Annotated in this window: 15 protein-coding genes, 1 tRNA gene and 1 pseudogene; 3 read left to right on the top strand and 14 right to left on the bottom strand. The window is 63.9% G+C overall.

The window, feature by feature from the left end:
• Positions 1–18 precede the first annotated feature (18 nt).
• Positions 19–1,188 carry a D-alanyl-D-alanine carboxypeptidase family protein gene (locus V1475_RS15955; protein WP_479413542.1) on the bottom strand — a complete coding sequence of 390 codons (1,170 nt, stop codon included), beginning with the start codon at positions 1,186–1,188 and terminating at the stop codon, positions 19–21.
• A 73-nt stretch (positions 1,189–1,261) separates the two neighbouring features.
• Positions 1,262–2,101 (bottom strand): SPOR domain-containing protein, encoded by an 840-nt coding sequence (locus tag V1475_RS15950; RefSeq protein WP_479413541.1) that lies wholly within the window; start codon positions 2,099–2,101, stop codon positions 1,262–1,264.
• Positions 2,102–2,388: 287 nt separating this feature from the next.
• Between V1475_RS15950 and V1475_RS15945 the strand changes: the two genes are divergently transcribed.
• Together V1475_RS15945 and V1475_RS15940 are read left to right on the top strand one after the other, a co-directional pair.
• A tRNA-Ser gene (locus V1475_RS15945) sits at positions 2,389–2,476 on the top strand.
• A 120-nt stretch (positions 2,477–2,596) separates the two neighbouring features.
• Entirely contained in the window at positions 2,597–2,824 is a 228-nt protein-coding gene (locus tag V1475_RS15940; protein WP_479413540.1) for a hypothetical protein, read from the top strand.
• Positions 2,825–3,052: 228 nt separating this feature from the next.
• Here V1475_RS15940 and V1475_RS15935 read toward each other — a convergent pair.
• The 4 genes and pseudogenes from V1475_RS15935 to V1475_RS15920 all read right to left on the bottom strand — a co-directional run.
• Positions 3,053–4,093 (bottom strand): annotated as a pseudogene (locus V1475_RS15935) (recombinase family protein); the annotation flags it as partial.
• The gene (locus tag V1475_RS15930; protein ID WP_479413539.1) at positions 4,090–4,479 is read right to left on the bottom strand and encodes an HVO_A0114 family putative DNA-binding protein; all 390 of its coding nucleotides are present in this window, start codon (positions 4,477–4,479) and stop codon (positions 4,090–4,092) included. The gene V1475_RS15930 and the pseudogene V1475_RS15935, both read right to left, overlap by 4 nt.
• Positions 4,476–4,829 (bottom strand): toxin-antitoxin system TumE family protein, encoded by a 354-nt coding sequence (locus V1475_RS15925; RefSeq protein ID WP_479413538.1) that lies wholly within the window; start codon positions 4,827–4,829, stop codon positions 4,476–4,478. The genes V1475_RS15930 and V1475_RS15925 overlap by 4 nt, the downstream gene beginning before the upstream one ends.
• Positions 4,826–5,149, bottom strand: a complete 324-nt coding sequence (locus V1475_RS15920) for a hypothetical protein (RefSeq protein ID WP_479413537.1) — start codon at positions 5,147–5,149, stop codon at positions 4,826–4,828. Before V1475_RS15920 ends, V1475_RS15925 begins: the two co-directional genes overlap by 4 nt.
• Before the next feature lie 209 nt (positions 5,150–5,358).
• Here V1475_RS15920 and V1475_RS15915 point away from each other — a divergent pair, with 209 nt between their 5' ends.
• The gene (locus V1475_RS15915) at positions 5,359–6,792 is read left to right on the top strand and encodes a hypothetical protein (RefSeq protein ID WP_479413536.1); all 1,434 of its coding nucleotides are present in this window, start codon (positions 5,359–5,361) and stop codon (positions 6,790–6,792) included.
• Positions 6,793–6,816: 24 nt separating this feature from the next.
• Here V1475_RS15915 and V1475_RS15910 read toward each other — a convergent pair whose 3' ends face one another.
• Genes V1475_RS15910 through trbE form a run of 8 tightly spaced genes read right to left on the bottom strand, consistent with a single transcriptional unit; the run spans position 6,817 to position 14,810 of the window.
• Positions 6,817–7,038 (bottom strand): DUF2274 domain-containing protein, encoded by a 222-nt coding sequence (locus V1475_RS15910; protein ID WP_479413535.1) that lies wholly within the window; start codon positions 7,036–7,038, stop codon positions 6,817–6,819.
• 2 nt (positions 7,039–7,040) lie between these two features.
• The gene (locus V1475_RS15905) at positions 7,041–8,177 is read right to left on the bottom strand and encodes a TraB/TrbI/VirB10 family type IV secretion system protein (protein WP_479413534.1); all 1,137 of its coding nucleotides are present in this window, start codon (positions 8,175–8,177) and stop codon (positions 7,041–7,043) included.
• Positions 8,174–9,175 (bottom strand): P-type conjugative transfer protein TrbG, encoded by a 1,002-nt coding sequence (gene trbG / locus V1475_RS15900; protein ID WP_479413533.1) that lies wholly within the window; start codon positions 9,173–9,175, stop codon positions 8,174–8,176. Before trbG ends, V1475_RS15905 begins: the two co-directional genes overlap by 4 nt.
• Positions 9,172–9,861 (bottom strand): conjugal transfer protein TrbF, encoded by a 690-nt coding sequence (gene trbF, locus V1475_RS15895; protein WP_479413532.1) that lies wholly within the window; start codon positions 9,859–9,861, stop codon positions 9,172–9,174. The genes trbG and trbF overlap by 4 nt, the downstream gene beginning before the upstream one ends.
• On the bottom strand, positions 9,858–11,243 hold the full coding sequence (trbL, locus tag V1475_RS15890) for a P-type conjugative transfer protein TrbL (RefSeq protein WP_479413531.1): 1,386 nt from the start codon (positions 11,241–11,243) through the stop codon (positions 9,858–9,860). Before trbL ends, trbF begins: the two co-directional genes overlap by 4 nt.
• Before the next feature lie 2 nt (positions 11,244–11,245).
• Positions 11,246–11,533 carry a putative entry exclusion protein TrbK-alt gene (gene trbK-alt / locus V1475_RS15885; RefSeq protein WP_479413530.1) on the bottom strand — a complete coding sequence of 96 codons (288 nt, stop codon included), beginning with the start codon at positions 11,531–11,533 and terminating at the stop codon, positions 11,246–11,248.
• Between the two features lie 14 nt (positions 11,534–11,547).
• Positions 11,548–12,321, bottom strand: coding sequence for a P-type conjugative transfer protein TrbJ (gene trbJ, locus V1475_RS15880; RefSeq protein ID WP_479413529.1), 774 nt, complete (start codon positions 12,319–12,321; stop codon positions 11,548–11,550).
• On the bottom strand, positions 12,318–14,810 hold the full coding sequence (gene trbE / locus V1475_RS15875; RefSeq protein ID WP_479413528.1) for a conjugal transfer protein TrbE: 2,493 nt from the start codon (positions 14,808–14,810) through the stop codon (positions 12,318–12,320). The genes trbJ and trbE overlap by 4 nt, the downstream gene beginning before the upstream one ends.
• Between the last annotated feature and the right edge of the window lies 1 nt (position 14,811).

Raw genomic sequence — 14,811 nt, 5'->3', positions numbered from 1 at the left:
AGGATTGGTGGCGGTTGGTTATTCGGACACGGCCAGACCCGTTTGTCCCTCCAACTTGTCCTTAAGCACCAGAAAGGCTGTGCGCAACCTCGGAGCGATGCCGCCACGGGCAATCGAGCGATCCGCCACCAGCGGAATATGCGCATCGGGAAGGTCTTCGCGCGGGATCACCAGTTCGGCCAGAGTGTCGCCCTGGGTGATCGGCGCTTCGAACGGGCCGGTGTAAACAACCTCGCCCTTCAACTCTTCAAGCTGTGCGCCGGGCAGCAGGATCGAGACGTCTTCGGGCGCGACGAGACCCACCTCGGTCTGATCGCCCATCCAGACTTTGGCGCGGGCGAATTCATGACCTTTTTCCGCTACGGTTTTTTCGGCGAACTGGCGAAAGGTCCAGTTGACGATGCGCTCTCCTTCCTGCGCGCGGTCGGCATCTGTCGCGAGCCCGGAGATCACGAAGACGACGCGGCGCGTGCCTTGCGTGGCGGAGCCGACCATGCCGTAACCGGCCTCTTCGGTATGGCCCGTCTTGAGCCCGTCCGCGCCGATGCCGAGGCGCAACAGCGGGTTGCGGTTGTGCCGGTTCTGCGGTGCGCGGTTGTCGAAGGGGAATTCCTGTTCGCCGAAATAACCGTAATATTCCGGGAATTCGGTGATGAGCCGCACGGCGAGGATGCCGAGATCCTCGACCGACATGCGCTGGCCGGGGTTGGGCCAGCCGGAAGCATTGGCAAACGTCGAATTGTTCATGCCGAGCGCCTTGGCGCGTTCGTTCATCAGCCGTGCGAAATTGTCTTCGGTGCCCGCAAGGCCTTCGGCCACGGTGACGCAGGCGTCATTGCCGGAGAGAACCACGATGCCCTGAATGAGTTCTTCCACGGTCGGACGGTCGGTCTCGTTGAGGAACATGGTCGAGCCGCCCATGTTTTTCGCCCGGGTCGAAACGGAGAAGCGGGTGTCGAGCGTCACGCGCCCGTCGCGCAGCGCCTCGAACAGCATGTTCACCGTCATCAGCTTCGACATGGAGGCGGGCGGCAGCGGCGTCTGCGCATCCTTCTCCATCAGCACCGTCTGCGTGGTCAGGTCATAGACCCAGACGGCGCGCGCGGCGCTTTCAAAGGCGCTGGCGGGCAGGGCGAGGCCCAGAAGGGGCAAGAGAAAGGCGAGGCGGAGGGCAAGAAGGCGCAGCATGGAAACGGGCGGGTCCTTATTCGTGCAGATGGTTCGGGCGGTTCATGTGACAGGGGGCGTGACGCCCCCTCCCTTAATGCGTGACGGCATAGGCGTCCGTGAAGCCCGCCTTTTTCACTTTTTCGAGAAGCGCTTTGCGCTCGGCGCTCGATCCGGCGGGGCCGACGATGACGCGCCAGAAGGATTTGCCGTTCGAGGTGCCGGGCTTGACCATGGCGACAATGCCCTGCGAGCCGAGCATGTCGACCGTGCGCTCGGCATTGGCCTCGACCGAGAAAATGCCGATCTGGAGGAAGGGTTTGTCGAGCGAGGAAGCGGCTTTCGGCGCGGCGGGAGTGGCCGGGGTTGCAGGCGCGGAGGGGGCGTCGAGCGCATCGAGTGTGGCGGCGGCATCGGCGATCGGATCGTCGAGCGGCGCTGCGGCGATGGTTTCGGTTTCCGCTATGGTCTCCACGGTTTCCGGCTCTTGCGCCACTTCCTCGCGGCGCAGCGCGGTGACGTTCAATGTCGCGGGGGATCCGGCCAGCATGCCGAGTGCTTCGGCGGCATCGGAAGACACCTGAATCCCCGGTCCGGGGGCCGTGACTTCGCGTTTGAACAATGCGCCGATGACGAATTTTCCATTGGCTTCGTTGCGGATGATCACGCGCTCGGGGTCGGTCACGTCGGAATGTGCGACCCAGACACCGCCGAGCGACGGACGCCCGTCCCAAAGCCCCTTGTCGGTGACCTGAAACACATCCGGCGCCTCGACGTCACGTTCCACCAGTTTGGTCGAGGTCGACGTCGCGGTGCTGCCTGTTTGCGGTTTCTTGAAGCTGTCGAGAAAGGATTGCCCATCCTGACATGCGCCGAGCGCGAGCGTGGCGGTCAGGAGAAGCGCGAGGCGCTGTCCGGTCCCTGTCTGTCGCATGATCTTGCCCCTTCGTCGTGCCTTTTAGACGGCACGGATTTTATATGTGTGGTTTTGTCGGTCTGCTCATCGTCGCGCCAAGGTGAAAGGGACCCCATGGTCAGACCATTGGGACACACCTCCCCCGGCGTCTTGCGGGCAGTCTAGCGTTTCGACCGGAAACAGGAAAGCCCTGCGTGCACCGGGTGGCGAAAAACGGCAAATGTCGGGGCGCTGTGCATCAGATCGCGGGTTTCAGAATCGTGACAAGGGCGCTAAGGCTCTGCGGATCGTGCCTAAGCGCTCGCGGAGGAGTGGCAGAGTGGTCGAATGCACCGGTCTTGAAAACCGGCGATGTGCAAGCATCCGTGGGTTCGAATCCCACCTCCTCCGCCACTTCGGTATAAAACCGGGAACGCCGGTTCCCGCCGATTTCCCTCCCTTAGCGGCGACTAGCGCCCTCAACAGCGTGTTTTTGTTGCCGTTGATGTAGATCGCATCGTCCGCGACCTCGACATGCTGGGCGAAAGCCCGGACGTGATCCCGCCGATAACCGCCCTTTTCGAGCCGAAGCCCGGTGCGCGCCTCGCTCGCCAGTTCCCGCACGGCCGCCCCTGTGAGGCCCTGATGGGCCGAGCTTTTCAGCATGGCCTCGGTCCTTACGGCGTCGGCCCGTGCCTGATCCCGTATCGCCGTAAGGCCGGCGATGCGTTCGCCGAGCGCGGATTCGGCCGGATCGAGTGAACCGGCTTCGATAGCTTCATAGAGCCGCTTGAGGCGCATGTCGGCTTCGACTGCGCGCTGGTTCAATTCTGCAATGTGCTGGCTGCGCCGCTCGAAGCTCTCCTGCCGGCGATCCAGCAGCGAGGCGAGCACGTCTTCGATCCGCTCGGGGTCCAGCAGCCTTTCCTCGATATGGCTGACCACGATGCGGTCCAGCTTGTCCATGGGGATCGCACGGCCCTTGCAGCCGGTTTCGCCCTGCCGTGCCCGGATCGAACAGGCATAATAGCGATAGCGGCCGTTCTTGCCGGTGCGCAGCGTCATGGCCCCGCCGCAATTGCCGCAATAGCAAATGCCGGTCAGCAGGTTCGGGCCGCTGACGACGCGCGGGGGCGTCACCTTCGGATTATTGACCTGCAACCGCTTCTGCACCGCCTCGAATATCTCAAGGTCGATCAGGGGCGGCACCGCAACGGTGACGACTTCTTCCTCCGGCTTCACCTCGCCTTTCTTGGACCGGCGATTGAAGCGATGTTCGCCGATATAGGTGCGACGGGTCAGGACGCGGTGAAGCTGGCCGATGCCCCAACGCCCGCCGCTGCGGGTGAACATGCGGTGCCTGTTCAAGTAGCTGACGATGTTCTTGACGCCCATGGGGCCGGACGTGCCGTCGCCTTCCGATGCTAGGCGGAAGATCAGCCGCACGGTGTCGGCGTGCAGCGGGTCGATTTCCAGCTTCTTCTTCGTTTTCGTGCCGCGCTGCTCGGCATCGACGACGCGGTAGCCGATAGGCGGCAGCGAGCCGTTCCAGAAGCCTTGCCGCGCGTTCTCCTTCAAGGCGCGCAGGACATGCTTGGCGTTCTCCTTCGACTGGTATTCGTCGAACAGCGCCATGATCTGTCGCATCATCTGGTGCATGGGGTCGTCGCCCATTTCCTGCGTGATGGACACCAGCTTGACGCCGTTCTTTGCGAGCTTCCTGACGTAAAACTCCAGCTCGAAATGATCGCGGAAGAAGCGCGAGAAACTATGCACTACGACAACATCGAAGGGCGCGGGCTTGGACGTGCCCGCCTCTATCATGCGCTGGAACTCCGGGCGGCGGTCGTTGGTCGCCGATGCGCCCGGCTCGACGAAGGTTTCGACAAGCTGATAGCCGCGCGAGGCGCAATAGGCTTCGCCCTGCCGCTTCTGGTCGGGGATCGACACATCATGCTCGGCCTGCCGGGCGGTCGAGACGCGCAGATAGAGCGCGGCGCGCAGGGGGACGTGTGGGGAATGAGTGTTCATAGCGCGCCTCCTTTCGCCGTGCGGCGTTCGAGCAAGGGCAAGGCCAGCTCGACACGATCATGCAGCACCTTCGGCACGAGCTTCTGACCTTCGCCTGGGTCCATGCGGACAAGGCCGTAGCTCGCCATCTTCTTGAGGGTTCGGGACAGGTTGGGCTTTGCCCTTCCCGTGATCCGCGACAGTTCCTCCAGCGAGCCGGGCGACTGCTCGTCGATGACGCGCAGCAGTTCGCGGTTCCCGCTGGAAAGGAGCTGCGCGAAGGATTCCATGGATGTGAACCACACCTTCGGATCGTCCGCCGCCGGCTTTTCGTCGCCCTTGGCGATCCGCATGGTGCGGGCCTTCATCTCGTCGTAGTCGGCAATCCCGACTTTCAATGTGGTCATGTTACGCCTCGCTCCTTCAACACCGCGTCCACCGCCTGCCAGAAGTCGGCCAGCAGCGTGGCCGCATCTTCGTAGGCGTAGGGCTTCACGGTCTGGAGGCGGTGCCGATGGTCCATCGGCTCGCCGCGCTTCCCTCGGCCGACCGGGTGGGCGTTATCGAAGCCGACCAGTCGTTCGCCCGAAGGCCCGTGAAGCGTGAGCGAATAATCGAGGCCGTGCGGCTTCTCCGGCGAGGCCGGAACGCTGGTGACGATGAACTTCACCCAATGGCCGCCCTCGGGATCGACGACAAGCACCTGACCGTCGAGGTCCAGAAGCGTGTCGAGGCTCTGGTCACGATCCTCGCTCATGACTTACTGTTATCATCCGAAGATAACGATGGCAAGCTCTGATTGTCGAGATCAAGGTCGATAGGGCCGAAGAGGCGGTCGAGCACATGGCCGAAATACCGCTCGAAGATTTGCAGTTCTTCCTCGGTGATCGGCACCTTTTCGGGCCAGTCGTCAAAGACCGGCAGCGTCTCAACATCGACGATTCGAAGCGGCGAGCTGCGGCGTTCCCGGCCGTCTGGCGTGGGCTCGTCGGCATAGTCGAAAAGATCGTCGGGAAGTGCTTCGGGGACCGGGTGTCGCGGTCGTCCCTTGCGGGCGCGGCGGCGCTCTGCGCACATGGAATCCTCCTTGGTTCTGGTGTATTCTGGGGCGCTATAGGCCCCGGAATTAGGCGAACCATGGAGGGCAGTCGGCGGCCTGTAGCGTGCCGCATTTGCGCCTATGCGCTGGCGGCACCCCTGACGATTGTTGCCTCGCGTTATCTTGTCCTAGCGGATACTGTGACAGCGAGTCAAAGCAACGCAGTCATGTGATTTAGGCCCCGTTGATGAACAGCAACATTACGACCACCACTTCAAATAGCCTTGTCGATCCGCAAGCCCAGCGTCTAGTGGACTTCCTGCGTGATGTGGGGCTGCCCCATGAGAACATCATGGCGGACCCGTCAGAGCGCTCGATCATCGCAAACAATCTTCCCGGCTACCTCCAGTCGCTGCCGGCGGAGGTCAAGCGCGAAGCGCGATATCTATCAAAGTTTGTGATCGGAGCTGGTTCCGGCCTGTTCGACTATGCGCTTAATGCAATCTGGAACGAGGTTGTGATCGACCTTCGTAAAAAGGCATCGCTTTATGGCCTCGATATTTTCTTCGACGCCGCTGTCGGCGGCAATAAAACGCGCGAATTCTACAAGACTGAAAATGATCTTCCCGCTCTCAAGGATGCTGTCCTCCTTGATACGTGCCGAAAACTAGAGCTTATCTCTGATACAACCTACAAAAAGCTCAAGCATATTCTAGATATGCGGAACGATATCGGCATCTCTCACCCAACCAACTACAACATCAACGCCTTCGAGCTACTGGGTTGGTTGCAGACCTGTGTGCAGGACGTTCTGCACGACCGTCCCACCGAAGCGGCGCTTCAAGTTCAGGCATTTATTGCTAACCTCAAGAGCCATACAGCACCGCTCGACCCAGCGACGAAACAGACCATTGAACGCCGCTTTACAGAACTGCCAAGCCACCTAAGCGGAAGTCTGCTTAGGACCGTTTTCGGAATCTATGTCGCGCCGGACACTGACCAAGGAGTACGAAAGAATATCGCAGTCCTTGCGCCCGCGCTCTGGAATACCTGTTCGGATGAGCCACGCTACCGGCTTGGGATCGTGCTGGAAGGATACAACACCAACCTCTACAAGGATAAATATGCTCTTGGGGAACAGTTTTTTGCTCTTGTTTCTGGAAACGCATATCGTTCCCCATCTGAACGCCTCGTTATTGTAGATACGCTGATTACGGAGCTACTGGATAAGCACAACGGTTGGGACAATTTTCATCATGAAGCTCCGGTTGCCGCCAACCTTTGGTCCTATGTTCCGGATCAAAACTCGATCTTTGACAATCTCGCCGAACGCCTTTTCAAGACGGTGCTACTTTGTCGGATCGGCAGGGGCGTATCCTACAACGACGGCGTTTCTCCCGGTGGAAAGCGCTACTATGACGCTATTCTAAACCTCGGCGGCGATAAGTTCGCGCCGCATATTATGGCTGCGTTCACCCACTATGAGATTTCGGGGCAGTTGGGTCGCTCGATATGCCGCACGCAAGCTAAGCAGGCTCTGGAAGCTGCTCGCACCAACGTTATCAATCAACGGCTGATAGAGTGCATGACCTACCTGATTGACCACATCGAAACGAATCCCGGCTGCGCGACCAGCACGCATTTCAAGCGGCTATCAGCCGATTACATTCGGTGGAATTGATAGGTATGCGCCCTTTCCCGGTGTTCATTTTGTCAGACGCCGAGCCTTGGCGAAACCGCGATCCGTTGCGATGAACCGCTCCAGCATGGGCACGATCAGCCTGACGGGATCGGCGGCGGGCTGGCCGCTCTCTTGGGCCAGCACTTCGGCGTAGGCGACCAGATCGCGATGAAGCGGCGCGGGCAGCTCCATCGTCACCTTGACGGGTTTGTCGTCGGGCAGCGGGCCGAGTTTCAGTTTCGTCATGGTCAACCTCCTGTCGGCTCGAACACAAGATCGCGGGTGACGATGATCCTGACCGGGAAGCCGGGCCGGATGGTGAGAGTCGGCGCAACCTGCAACTGGCGCTGCACGATCTGCTGGCCCGCCTGATTGACGGTATCCTGCGCCCCGTCGCGGATAGCTCGAACAAGCCGGTCCTCGTCGCTGGTCGCCAACTCCGTGCCCATGCCAAGCAGCGTGGACAGCCCTGCGGCCTTCATCAGATCCCACCAATGATAATCGACGCCATCCTCAATGCCGGCATAGCCGCTGGCGTCCGCGCCCGGCAGGCGCTCAAGGACGATGGAACGGCCACCGGGCAGAATCAGGCGATTCCACACCAAGAGCACCCTGCGCTGGCCGAAAGTCACGCCGTCATCGTATTGACCGATGAGGCGCGTCCCCTGCGGGATCAGGAGCAGGCTGCCGGTCGGGCTGTCATAGACGTTCTCTGTCACCTGCGCGGTGATCTGGCCGGGCAGATCGGACCGGATGCCGGTGATGAGCGCGGCCGGGATCACGGCCCCGGCCTGAAGGATGTAGGGCGATGCCGGCGGTGTGACGCGCTCCGGCGCGACGGTCTGTCGGTCAACGGGTCCATTCAGAAAAGCCGTGTGCCGATCCTGCGTCGCGGGCTGTCCGCCGAGGCCGAGTCCTGCAAGGCCGGGCATGGACGTTCCTGCCGGCGCTCCCGTGCGTGGGACGGACTGGAAAAACACGTTGCTCAAGCGTGCGGCTTCTTCCTCGGCGCGGCGGCGTTCTTCTTCGGGTTCGACGGCGGGCGTCGTCATGACGGGCGGCGCGACCGGCTGTCCCCTGTTCTGCGCGTCGAGGATCGGACGGCCGAGGTCGCCGGGCAGCGCCGGGCCGAGCACCGGCCCCGTATAGTCGCGCGGCAAACCGGACAGGCCGTCCGCCGTGGGCCGGTTCTCGGTCGAATAGAGTTCTTCGCCTCCCGGCCCTGCATCGCGGGTCTGGAGCGCGTAGATCAGTGCGCCGCCGATGCCGAGCAAGGCGACAGCGCCGACGCCTGCCAGCATCTTGCGGGACAGGCGGGTGACGCGGGGCGATTCAGCGCGCAGGCGCATGGGGGCGGCGGTATCGGTGATGGTATCCTCTGTCATGACGGTGATTCTCCGGTCGCGCTGGCGGGCTGCGTGGCGGTTGCCTGCGTTGGGCTGATGCGAACGATCCTGACGACCTGTTGGCGGTTGCCGCTGCCAAGGCGCAGCTCGGCCGCGCCGAACAGGCGGTCCACGATCAGGACGTTCTGGTGGACTCGGCTGTTGACGATCTGCGGTTCGCCATTCGTGCCGAGCACGAAAATCGGCGGCATCTCGCCCTGCACGATCCCGGCCGGGAAGACGACATAGACGCGCCGGCCGTCATCGAAGACGGAAACCGGCCGCCATGGCGGGCTGTCGCCCTGCACCTGCAAGCCATAGCGATAGTTCCGAGCAGCCTCGGCCGGGATGATCGGCGCGGCCGGGACGGTCTGGCGCTGGCCTGCTCGCAGCGCGGGATAGGCCCATGCCACGGCCGGCATGTAGAGCGATTCCCGCGCGCGCAGCTCGATCATGTAGGTGCGCCGGTCAGTGGTGACGACAAGGTTGGTGGAAATGTCCGGCCGTGTCGGCTTCACAAGGATATGGACACGGCGATTTGCACCGCTACCGCTCTCGGTGTCGCCGATGATCCAGCGGGCGGTGTCGCCCGCCGCAATCGGCCCCGCGCCTGTCAGGCTTTCGCCCGGCTCAAGCGCGATCGTCGTGATCTGCCCGACTGCGGCATAGACCTGATAGAGCGCGCCTTCCGACCACGGATAAATCTGGATCGCGTTGTGGTAGCCTTCCCGGCGCGGCTCGACGCGGGCGGCGGCGTTGGCGTTCTCGACGCGGCCGGTCGGCGTGGCTGCGGCGGTTCCGCCGCGCGCCACGGTCCATGCCGGGGGCACATGCAGCGGCCGGGGCGTATTGTCTGTTGTCGCCGCCTGCACGGTCGGCAGCGGCGGCACGCTGGCGTCGTAGCTGAATTGCGGCGTCCGGTTGGTGGCGCAGCCTGCGAGCATAGTAGCCGAAAGCAGCACGGCCGCGATTGTGGGGGTGCGGGTGATCGTCCTCATTGGTTCATCTCCCGCGACCACGAAATTGCATTGACGTAGATTCCCAACGGATTGGCGCGCAGACGCTCGGCGTCGCGCGGCGGCTGGATGACGATGGTGAGGATGGCCGTCCATCGTTCCGTGCTGGAAAGCTGGCCGTTCTCGAAATGGCGTTCGGTCCACGCGACGCGGAAGCTGTTGGGGGACGCCCGGATGACGCTCGACACCTCAACGGCGACTTGCTGGCGGCCGACCTTGGCAAAAGGATCATTGGCGCGGGCGTAGTCGTTGAGCGCAGCCGCGCCGCGATCCGTGGTCCACTCATAGGCGCGAAGCCAGTTCTGGCGGACAATGATCGCGTCGGCCGGGATCGCGCGCACCTGCTCGATGAAGCGGCCGAGATGGAAAGCAATCTGCGGATCGGTCGGCCGATAGTCGGCGTTGGCAGGCGCGACGGTCTGCGCCTGACCGAGATTGTCCACCTGCACGACCCAAGGCACCACGGTCCCGCGTGCGGACTGCCAGACCAGCGTCGAGGCGAAGCCCGCCGAAAGGATCAGGGAACCGAAGGCCATCAGCCGCCAGTTCCTCGCCTGCACGCGGGCCGAGCCGATACGCTCGTCCCATGCCTGCGCGGCCTTCTGATAAGGCGTCTCGGGTTCCGGCGATTTGCCGTAATGGGTTGCTGGTCGTTTGAAGATGCTCATGAGAGGTCACTTTCGGAAAGGTTGATGGAGGAACCGGAGCCGTGGCTGTCGCCGGAGCGGACGGCATGGGCGGTCATGGTGGTGCCGTGGTTCATGGCCTGCGAACGCCGCATCCGCTGCGCCCATGCGGGCGGGCTGCCGGCCGGGCTGGATGGCGCGGCGGCGGGATCGGCGCTTGCGCCGCCGACCGTGCCCATGGTGGAACTGCCCCCCGACGCGCCGAACCCTGCCTTAGCGCCAGCGGAGAAGCTGGATTTGACGCTTTCGGTTGCTCGGGATGTTGCGCTGGAAGCTGCGCGTTTGAGCGGCGAGATGGCGGCCGAACCTGCCGCTCGGGCGACACCGCCGAGGCCAGAGGCAACGCCTGCTGCCCCGGACTGGCCGAGCGAGCCGACGCTATAGGCAGCGGTCGCCGCGCCCGCGGCGGTCGCGCCTCCCCGAACGGCCGCGGCTCCACCGGACAGGGCAGCAGCGCCGCCCTTCGCGGCAAGCATGGCCCCACCGCCAGCCGCCGCACCGCCCGCAAGCACCATGCCGCCGGCAGCGAGGCCGGTGCCCACGGCTGCGCCCGCGCCAAGCTGCGGGCCGCCCGAGACGATGCCGTTGGCGATGCCGGGGCCGAAGATGCCGAGGCCGAGCAGCGACAGCGCGGCGAGCACAATCGCCATAGCGTCGTCGATGGTCGGGGTTGCCCCGCCGAAGCCGGCCGTGAATTGCGAAAACAAGGTGCTGCCGATGCCGATGATGACGGCGAGAACCAAAACCTTGATGCCGGACGACACCACGTTGCCCAAGACCTTCTCGGCCATGAACGCGGTCTTGCCGAACAGGCCGAAGGGGATCAGCACGAAGCCGGCAAGCGTGGTCAGCTTGAACTCGATCAGGGTGACGAAAAGCTGGATGGCGAGGATGAAGAAAGCCAGCACGACCAGCGCCCATGCGAACAGCAGGCACGCGATCTGGATGAAGTTCTCAAAAAATGCGATCCAGCCCATCAGGTCGGAAATGGAATCGAGCAGCGGGCGGCCGGCGTCGAGGCCGGTTTGTGCCACGCGGCCGGGCCGCATCAGGTCTTCGACGGAAAACCCGGTGCCTGACGCCATGAGGCCGAGGCCCGCGAAGCTCTCGAAGACGATGCGCGCGAGGTTGTTCCAGTTGGAAATGATGTAGGCGAAGACGCCCACGAACATGGTTTTCTTGACCAGCCGGGCGATGATGTCGTCATCCGCGCCCCATGCCCAAAAGAGCGCGGCGAGCGTCACGTCGATGACGATCAGCGTCGTGGCGATGAAGGCAACCTCGCCGCCGAGCAGGCCGAAACCCGAGTCGATGTAAGAGGTGAAGACCCCAAGAAAATTGTCGATGACGCCTGTGTTGCCCATGGTCAGCGCCCTTCGCTGGATTGTGGCGCTGCAGGCGCTGGCAAGCGGCCGAGGAAGCGGTCGCGGGATTCAGCCCAAGCGGCGAGGCAGTCGGCGTCATTCGCCGCTGCCTCGCCGAGCTGCTGGCAACGGCGCAGGCTTTCGCGCAGCGGATCGGCCGGGGGCTGGAGGACCGATGCGGGCCTTGGCGCGGAAGGCTCGTCCTTCCTTGCCATGTCGATTGCGGTCGCCGTGACGGCGATGGCGACGAACACCACGGCCCCGAGCCGGGCCAGCATCTTGCCGTCCATGGCGAGCCTCCCGGTCAGTTGTTGCCGTTGAACATCTGCGCGTTGCCCGGCTGGTAGCCGCTGCCCGGCGTCAGGAAGCGGCGGCGCTGCTCGCGGCCCTGTTCGGCGGCGGCGGCGCGTTCCGCTTCGGTCAGCGCGTCGGCGCGGCCATTCGCCGAGATGACCGCGATCAGGTCGGAAAGCTGCTGCGACTGGAGCGCGAGAAGCTGGTTGCCGGCCTGCGTGGCTTGCAGCGCGCCGGTCGCGCCTTGGCTCTGGCCGACAAGCGCCGCCATCTCCGCACGGTTGCTGTCGATGTTGCCGACCGCACCCGCCTGCACGCGCATCGCGTCCTGCAAGCCGCCGACCGTGTTCTCCCACCGGCTGCGCGCATCGGCGACAAGCTGGGCGTCGGTCGTCGAAAACGAGACATTGCCGTATTGCTGCTGAAACGCTTGGTCGATCTGCCCGACCTCGAACGCGATGTTCTGCGCTTGGCTAAGAAGCTGCTGCGTCCGGCTCACGTTCTGCTGGAGCGACTGGAGCGAGGAATACGGCAGGCTCGCCAGATTGCGGGCCTGATTGATGAGCATCTGCGCCTCGTTCTGGAGGCTGGTGATCTGGTTGTTGATCTGCTCCAGCGTGCGCGCGGCCGTGAGCACGTTCTGCGCGTAGTTGCTCGGGTCATAGACGATCCGGCCGAAACCGAATTGCGCATGGGCCGGGCTTGCCAGCATGGGCGAAAGCGCGACGGGCACGGCGAGCGCCAGCGCGAGGGCCGAAGCCCCGACGAACTTGGGATAGGTCATGGAAGAATCTCCTGTGTGGCGTGTGTATCGAGCCGGGCCGGCGCGGCGGATTCCGGTCGGTCGGCACGATTGGTGAGGTTCGGGATCAGCTCGGCCGCCCACTCGACGCCGCGCTCGCGCAGCCATGCGGCGAGGAAGCCAGCGCGGCCATGTTCGGCGACGATCTGCGCGATGAGCGTCTGGTCGGATTTGGCGGATGCGGCGCAGAGCGCGAGGCCGATTTCGGACAGGCCAAGCTCGAACAGGCGATTGCCGCGCCGTGACTGGCAGTAATAATCCCGCTTGGGCGTGGCCCTTGCGAGGATTTCGATCTGGCGGTCATTGAGGCCGAAGCGGCGATAAATGGCCGTGATCTGCGGTTCGATGGCCCGCTCGTTCGGCAGCAAGAGCCGCGTCGGGCAGCTCTCGATAATCGCGGGGGCGATGTTGCTGCCGTCGATGTCGGATAGGCTTTGCGTGGCGAAGATGACCGATGCGTTTTTCTTGCGCAGCGTCTTTAGCCATTCGCGGAGCTGGCCGGCGAAACCTTCATCGTCGAGCGCAAGCCAGCCTTCATCTATGATAAGCAGCGTCGGGCGGCCGTCGAGCCGGTCGCCGATGCGATGGAACAGATAGGCGAGCACGGCCGGGGCCGCGCCGGTCCCGACAAGCCCCTCGATCTCGAACGCCTGCACGTCCGCCGAGCCAAGGTGTTCGGCTTCGGCGTCGAGCAGCCGGCCATAGGCACCGCCGACGCAGAACGGCCGGAGCGCCTGTTTCAGATCGTTGGATTGCAAAAGCACAGCAAGGCCGGTGATCGTGCGTTCCTCGACCGGGGCCGAGGCGAGCGAAGTCAGCGCCGTCCAAAGATATTCCTTCACCTCGGGCGTGATGGCGATGCCTTCCCGCATGAGGATGGCCGCGATCCAGTCCGCCGCCCATGCGCGTTCATAGGTGTCGTGGATGCAAGCAAGCGGCTGGAGCGAAACCGACGCCTCGGCCCCTTCTGTCAGCCCGCCGCCAAGGTCGTGCCAGTCGCCGCCCATGGCGAGCGACGCGGCGCGGATGCTGCCGCCGAAGTCGAAGGCGAAAACCTGCGATCCGGCATAGCGGCGGAACTGGAGCGCCATGAGGGCGAGCAGCACGCTCTTGCCCGCGCCCGTGGGGCCGACGACAAGGGTATGACCTACATCGCCGACATGGAGACTTAGCCGGAACGGGGTGGAGCCTTCGGTCCTAGCGTAAAGCAATGGAGCGTCGCCGAAATGCTCGTCCCGTTCCGGCCCCGCCCACACCGCCGAAAGCGGGATCATGTGGGCGAGATTCAAAGTGCTGATAGGAGGCTGCCGGACATTCGCGTAGGCGTGTCCGGGCAGGCTGCCGAGCCATGCGTCAACCGCGTTGACCGTCTCGGCCATAGCGGTGAAGTCGCGTCCCTGAACGATCTTCTCGACCAGGCGCAGCTTCTCGTCGGCTATGCGCGGGTCGGCATCCCAAACGGTGACGGTGGCCGTGACATAGGCCATGCCCGCCACGTCCGCCCCAAGCTCCTGCAAGGCCATGTCGGCGTCGAGCGCCTTGTTGGCCGCATCGGTGTCCACAAGCGCGGACGCCTCGTTGGTCATCACCTCTTTGAGAATCGCGGCGATGCTCTTGCGCTTGGCGAACCATTGGCGGCGGATTCGGGTCAGCAGCCGCGTGGCGTCGGTTTTGTCGAGCAGGATCGCCCGCGTGCTCCAACGATACGGGAACGGCAGCCGGTTCATTTCGTCGAGCAGGCCCGGCGTCGTCGCGGTCGGGAATCCGACGATGGTCAGAACGCGCAGATGCGCGTCGCCAAGGCGCGGCTCTAGTCCGCCGGTCAAGGGCTGGTCGGCGAGCAGCGCGTCGAGGTGCATCGGCACCTCGGGCACGCGCACGCGATGCCGGTTGGTCGAAATAGTGGAATGGAGATAGGTAAGCGTCGCGCCATCATCCATCCAACGGCACTCCGGCATGAAGCCGTCGAGCAATGCCAGCACGCGGTCGGTGCGGTCGATGAAGCCGCGCAGCAGCTCCCACGGGTCCACGCCGGTTTTCTCGCGGCCCTCGTAGAGCCATGCTTCCGCGCGGGCGGCTTCCTCGGCCGGGGGCAGCCAGAGGAAGGTCAGGAAGTAGCCTGACACGAAATGCGCGTCCGCTTCCTCGAAACCGGCTTTCCGCTCTGCATCGACCAGCGCCGATGCGGGATCGGGAAAGGTGCTGGCGGGATAGGTCGCGGCCTCGCTGCGCTGCGCCTCGACGAAGATGCTCCAGCCGGAGCCGAGACGGCGCACGGCATTGTTGATGCGGCTAGCGACGGCGACCAACTCGGCGGCCACGGCGGAATCCAGATCGGGACCGCGAAACTTCGCCGTCCTCTGAAAACTGCCGTCCTTGTTCAAGACGACGCCCTGACCGACCAATGCGGCCCATGGCAGATAGTCGGCAAGCCGGGTGGCGGTGCGGCGGTATTCGGCAAGGTTCATCATG

This window comes from Celeribacter sp. SCSIO 80838, assembly GCF_056498065.1.
The sequence above is the reverse complement of the archived record's forward strand: the minus strand, read 5'-3'. Positions and strand labels throughout refer to the sequence as shown.